Here is a 5,845-nt window from a genome sequence, read left to right on the forward strand (position 1 = left end):
GTTTCGGCACCACCGGCCCACCCGTACCCCGTCTCCGGGCCACCCGCGCACCCGTACCCCGTCTCCGGACCACCGGGGCATGGGCAGCCCGTGTCCGCGCCGCCCGGTTACGGACCCGTCTCCGGGCCGCCGTACCGCCACCCCGTCTCCGCGCCGCCGGTGAACGCGCCGCCCGTACCGCCGTGGGGACTGACCGCACCGTCATGGAGCGGCGGCGGCCCCTCGCCTCAGGAGCAGCCCTCGGCGATCGTCGATCGAGTGGGACCGTCCCCGCTGGACGGGGGCGGGCCGGACGTCGGAGGCGGGGCGGTGGCACCACCTCACCTGACCGACGTCGCGATGTCTGACGCGACGGTGGTGATCCCGGCCGTCCAGCCGGTGAGCACCGTCCCGCCCGGGGACGACAACCCGGCGCTGGTCCGAACGCCGCCGCCCGTGGCGGGGCCCCGGGTGCCCGACCAGCACCCCTACCCCGTCCAGCAGCCGTATCCGGGTCAGCCGTACCAGCTGGGTCCGGAGCCGTACCGGCCCGCGTACGCCGATGAGGGCGGCGGGTCGACGGGCCGGAACCGGGCGACGCTGATCGGCGCGGTCGTGGCGAGCGGGGTTGCCGCGGTGGCTCTGACCGGTCTGGGTGCGGTGGTGTTGACCCGCGACGACCCGCCCCCGACCGGACCCGCGGCCGCGACGACGGCGGCGCCGACGGCGGCCGGGCCGCCTCCCGGGGACCTGAAGTTGCGCGACGACTCGGTCACGATCACGTTGACCTGGACGGACCCGTCCGGCGGGACGGTGCCGTTCATGGTGGCCGGCGGTCGGGCCGGGCAGGCGTTGGGGGTGATGGCCACGGTGGACCCGGGCCGGACCAGTTACACGGTCAACGGGTTGAGCACGCGGGTGGACTACTGCTTCACGGTCTTGGCGGTCTACTTCACCGACAGCTTCGCCACCTCGGGGCAGGTCTGCACGGCGCGGGAACGGGCCACTCCGCCGACCTGACCGCCGCCGGCCCAGCTGAGCTGGACGTCCACAACGCACACGCTGGGTATCCACAGGGGTGACGGTGCGGGTTCCCCCGTAGCCGGCCGGGCCATATGATGGCACCCGGCTCAGGGGAGGGTCGCCGCGAGGCGCGCCACCTGCCACGACTCAGGGGAGGCAGCCGGCTGTGGCCAGCATCGACGACGCCATGCGGACCGACGCCCCCCGCTCCCGGTCCCGGCTGCGCGGCGGGCTGGTGACCGTCGGCACGGTGACCGCGCTGCTGGCCGCCATGGGGCTGACCGTCCTCGGGTTGGGGGCGGCGGACAACGCGGTGGCCAACTACGACGCGAGTTCCTGGCTGTGGAGCGCGGCGCGGAGCGAGCTGGCCCGGGTCAACGGGGTCACCGCGCGGGTCGACACCCGCACCGAGGTCGCCGGCGCGCGTCGGCACCCGATGCAGGTCACCCAGACCGATCGGCTGCTGATCCTGCGTGACCTGCAGACCGGGCAGGTCAGTTCGCTGGACCTGGCCACCCTGCAGCTGACCGCTACCACCCCGACCACCCCCGGCCTCGGTGTGAGCGTGGCTCTGCACGAGGACGCGGCGTTCGTCGTCGACGCCGTGCAGGGCATCGTCCGGCAGCTCGATCCGCGTTCGCTGGTGCCGGTCGGCGAACCGGTGCACTACCCCCCGGGTATCGCCGGTGGCACGTTCGATGGCGAGGGGCGACTGTGGATCGCGGTGCCCAGCGAGGGCACCGTGTCGGCGGTGAGCCCGGCGAAGCTGCCGTCCGCGCCGGCCTCGGGCGCGCCCGCGGGTGGCGGGCTCAGCCCGGAACGCGTCGAGACGTACGACGTCGCGGAGGCCAGCCACGAGTTGGTCGTCTCCACCCTGGACGACGGGGTGGCGGTGCTCGACCGTACGGCCGGGAAGCTGGTACGGGTGCAGCGCGGCGAGGTGCGCCCGACGCCGTTGACGCTGTCCGGGCCGGCGGCACTGCCCGCTCGCACCAGCGGGTCGCGCGTTCCGGTCACCGTGACCGCCGAGCGGCGGGTGCTGGTGGTGGGTGACGGTGGGGAGGAGCGGGCGTTCACGGTGCCGGGCAGCGGTGACGGGCTCAGCGCGGCGGTGGCCTGGGCCGACCGGTTCTACTGCGCCGACGAGGCGACCGGCACGATCTACTCCTTCGACGCCGGCGGCCAGCTGGTCGACACCATCCGCGGCCGGGCCAACGGGCCGTTGGAGCTGGAGGTACGGGAGAACCACCTGTTCATCAACTCCCCCGACGCGGCGACGGCCCGGGTGGTGGACGACAAGCACCAGGTGCGCGAGGTCGACAAATACGCCAACGACGTGCTCGGCGGTGACCCGCCGCCGGTTCCCCCGCCGCCCCCGCCGAAGAAGCCCCGGGTGGGCAAGCCGAGCGCGCCGCGCAGCGTCACCGCGGCCGCCGGCAACGCCCAGGCCCGGGTGAGCTGGCGGCCGGCCGCCGCGAACGGCGCCGAGATCATGAAGTACGTGGTGGAGGGCGCCGGCCAGCGCCTGGAGGTGGGCGCCAACCAGCGTGCGGTGGAGGTCAAGGGCCTGACCAACGGCGAGACGTACCGGTTCGCGGTGCACGCCGTGAACGCCAAGGGCGAGGGTCCCGCACGCAGCAGCAATCCGGTGACCCCGACCGCCGCCGTGCCCGATCCGCCGGCCAGCATCACCGCGCAGGCGCGGCCGGACGGCACCGTCCTCGTGAAGTGGCCGGCGGCGAACGGGCAGGGCAACAAGATCGCGAAGTACGCGGTGACCGCTAGTTCGGCGGGCACGAACGCCCCCGCCGGCGAGTCGACGAAGACGGAGCTGGTGGTGCCCGCCGGGGAGCTGGAGTTCGGCACCCAGTACGCGTTCACGGTGGTGGCGGTCAACGACAAGGGCGCCGGCTCGGCGGCCTCACCGGTGAGCAACACGGTGGTGCCGTTCGCCGCGCCGGGTAAGCCGCTCGACCTGCGCGCCGGCACGGTCGCCGACCAGCCGGGCGCGGTCACGGTGCTGTGGGCGCCGGCCGAGGCGAACGGCCGGCCGGTGACGAAGTACCTGGTGGACGTCGGCGGGCGGGTCAGCGAGACGACCGACACCCGCGCCACCGTGACCGGTCTGGGCAACGGCCAGAACGTCGCGGTGAAGGTGAAGGCGGTCAACGAGGCGGGGCCCGGGCCGGAGGCCACCGCGACGGCGCGTACGGTCGCGGAGCCGCGGGTCACGGTGACCGGCTCGTCGGCGACCGCCACGTCGGCGACGGTGACGTTCACGGTGGACGCGGGCGGTGGCAGGGCCACCTGCTCGCTGAGCACGCCGGGTGAGCCGGCGAAGGCCGGGGCGTGCTCCAGCATCACGATGTCGGGGCTGACGCCGGGCACGAAGTACACGTTCACGGTGACGGCGAGCAACGCCGCCGGTAAGGGCACCGCGACGAGGGCGCAGGCAACGGACGCGCTCTACGGCATCGCAACCTGCCGCAACGGGGCGTCGGGGCCGGAGGCGAGCTACTGCACCCGGGAGATTCCCGGCGACCGCAACGGCAACGAGATCTTCAAGGTCACCCGCCAGGACAACGACCAGCAGGCTGGCTGGGTGCCGAACGGCCACCGGCTGCAGGCGTACTGCAAGAAGTCGGGCGAAGAGGTCTTTGCCTACATCTACAACAACGACAAACGCAGCACCTGGTGGGTGCAGGTCAACTACAAGGGGAAGAACTACATTCCCTGGGCCTGGCTCAACCTGGAGGGCGGCGACAACATCAACGTCCTGCCCACCTGCTGAACCACCAGCCAAGGAGCACCGCCGACCGTGAACACCCACGAGCCGCTCACCCAGCCGGAGGTCCAGGGCTTCGCCGCCCTGGCCGCCCGGCTGGCCGAGAACGTCAACGCGGTGGTGCTCGGCAAACCGCAGGTGGTGCGGCTGGCGTTGACGGCGCTCTTCGCGCAGGGTCACGTGCTGCTGGAGGACGTGCCCGGGGTCGGTAAGACGACCCTCGCGCGGGCCGTCGCGGCCACCGTGAAGGGTCAGTGGCGGCGGATCCAGTTCACGCCCGACCTGCTCCCCTCGGACGTGTCCGGTGTGACGATCTTCAACCAGGCGAGCAGGGACTTCGAGTTCCACCCCGGGCCGGTCTTCGCCAACATCGTCATCGCCGACGAGATCAACCGGGCGTCGCCGAAGACCCAGTCGGCGCTGCTGGAGGTGATGGAGGAGCGCACGGTCACCGTGGACGGTGTCCGGCACCCGGTGCCGTCGCCGTTCCTGGTGGTGGCCACGCAGAACCCGGTGGAGATGGACGGCACCTACCGGCTGCCCGAGGCGCAGTTGGACCGGTTCCTGGTGAAGCTCTCCGTCGGCTACCCGGACGAGGCGGTCGAGGTGGAGGTGCTGCGCGGCGCGACCGTGCGGTCCCCCGAGGCGCTCGCCCCGGTCACCGACACGGCGACCATCGGGGAGATGGTCCGGATGGCCCGTCGGGTGCACATCGCCGAGCCGCTCTACGCGTACGCGGTCCGGATGGCCGCCGCCACCCGCACCCATCCGCAGGTGCGGGTCGGGGTCAGTCCCCGAGGCGTCATCGCGCTGACCCGTGCCGCGTGCGCGTACGCGCTGATCGACGGGCGGGGCTGGATCATGCCGGAGGATCTGAAGGCGCTCGCCGAGTCGGTGTTCGCGCACCGGCTGCTGCTCACCCCCGACGCCCAGGTGCGCGGGGTGACCGCCGCGGAGGTGCTGCGCCAGGCCATCGCCTCGGTGCCGGTGCCGCTGCCGTCGGGGCAGCCGGCTCCGGTGCAGGGCTGACCGGCAGCAGCGCTATGGGGATCACCGCCCGCGGGGTCGGGCTGCTCGTCGCCGCCGTCGTCCTGTTGGGGGTGGGTTTCCGGTTCGCGTACCCCGAGTTGACGCTGATCGGCGCGGCGGCCGGCGCGGCGGTGGGTTACGCGGCGCTGGTCGCGGCCTGGCGGCCCCGGCTGACGGTGACGCGGCGGGCCGAACCGGACCGGGTGGCACGGGGCGAGCCGGCGAGCATGACGTTGACCGTCCGCAACACCGGGCGGCTACGGTCGGCGAACCTGCTGGCCGAGGACCGGTGCGGCGAGCGGACGGTGCCAGTGCCGCTGCTGCGCGTGCGGCCCGGCCGGGACACCGAGGTCCGCTACGAGGTGCCGACCCACCGTCGCGGGGTGGTGCCGGTCGGGCCGCTGCGGGTGACGCGGCGTGACCCGTTGGGGTTGGTGGCGCTGGCCCGCCCGTACGGCGCGACGGCACCGGTGTGGGTGCACCCGCGGGTTCATCCGCTGACGGCGGTGCCGACCGGCGCGGGGCGCAGCCTCGACGGCCGGGTGGACGGGGTGCCGCACGGGTCGATCACCTTCGACTCGTTGCGGGAGTACGTGGTGGGCGACGAGTTGCGCCGCGTGCACTGGCGCACCAGCGCCCGGGTCGGTGAGTTGATGGTGCGGGAGAACGTGGACACCAGCCTGCCGCGTCTGGTCGTCCTGCTGGACAACCGGGCGGTCGCGCACCCGCAGCGGGTGAACGGTGTGGCGGAGTCGTTCGAGTCGGCCTGCGAGGCGGCGGCGTCGGTCGTCACCGCCGCGCACGGCGCCGACCTGCCGGTGCTGTTGTTGCTGGTTGCCGGGGAACCGGCGTCGTCGGAGCGTGGCCAGCGCTCGGACGAGGAGGCCGACGCGGGGGCGGCACTCGGGCCGTTGGACCGGCTCGCCGCCGCCGAACTCTCCGACGACGGTGACGCTCTGCGCGCGGCCACCACCCGGCTGCGGCAGGACCGGCTCGGCGACACGCTGATCGTCCTGACCGGGCCGGGTG

At 73.6% G+C, this 5,845-nt stretch carries 4 protein-coding genes; all 4 read left to right on the top strand.

What is annotated here, in order from left to right; all coding sequences use genetic code 11:
• Positions 1-339 precede the first annotated feature (339 nt).
• Positions 340-999 (top strand): fibronectin type III domain-containing protein, encoded by a 660-nt coding sequence (locus JNW91_RS28895; protein WP_203178651.1) that lies wholly within the window; start codon positions 340-342, stop codon positions 997-999.
• 190 nt (positions 1,000-1,189) lie between these two features.
• Positions 1,190-3,793 carry a fibronectin type III domain-containing protein gene (locus tag JNW91_RS28900; protein ID WP_203178655.1) on the top strand — a complete coding sequence of 868 codons (2,604 nt, stop codon included), beginning with the start codon at positions 1,190-1,192 and terminating at the stop codon, positions 3,791-3,793.
• A 27-nt stretch (positions 3,794-3,820) separates the two neighbouring features.
• Positions 3,821-4,816 carry an AAA family ATPase gene (locus JNW91_RS28905; RefSeq protein ID WP_203178652.1) on the top strand — a complete coding sequence of 332 codons (996 nt, stop codon included), beginning with the start codon at positions 3,821-3,823 and terminating at the stop codon, positions 4,814-4,816.
• A gap of 14 nt (positions 4,817-4,830) precedes the next feature.
• Positions 4,831-5,845, top strand: a 1,015-nt coding sequence (locus JNW91_RS28910; protein WP_203178654.1) for a DUF58 domain-containing protein, incomplete at its 3' end; no start/stop codon positions are given.

Origin of the sequence: Micromonospora parastrephiae (genome assembly GCF_016802865.1) — a bacterium.
Lineage (GTDB): Bacteria > Actinomycetota > Actinomycetes > Mycobacteriales > Micromonosporaceae > Micromonospora > Micromonospora parastrephiae.

Bases quoted from the DNA above. Each gene is read 5' to 3' on its own strand.
- JNW91_RS28895 (WP_203178651.1), top strand. From the start codon at position 340: ATGTCTGACGCGACGGTGGTGATCCCGGCCGTCCAGCCGGTGAGCACC.
- JNW91_RS28900 (WP_203178655.1), top strand. From the start codon at position 1,190: ATGCGGACCGACGCCCCCCGCTCCCGGTCCCGGCTGCGCGGCGGGCTG.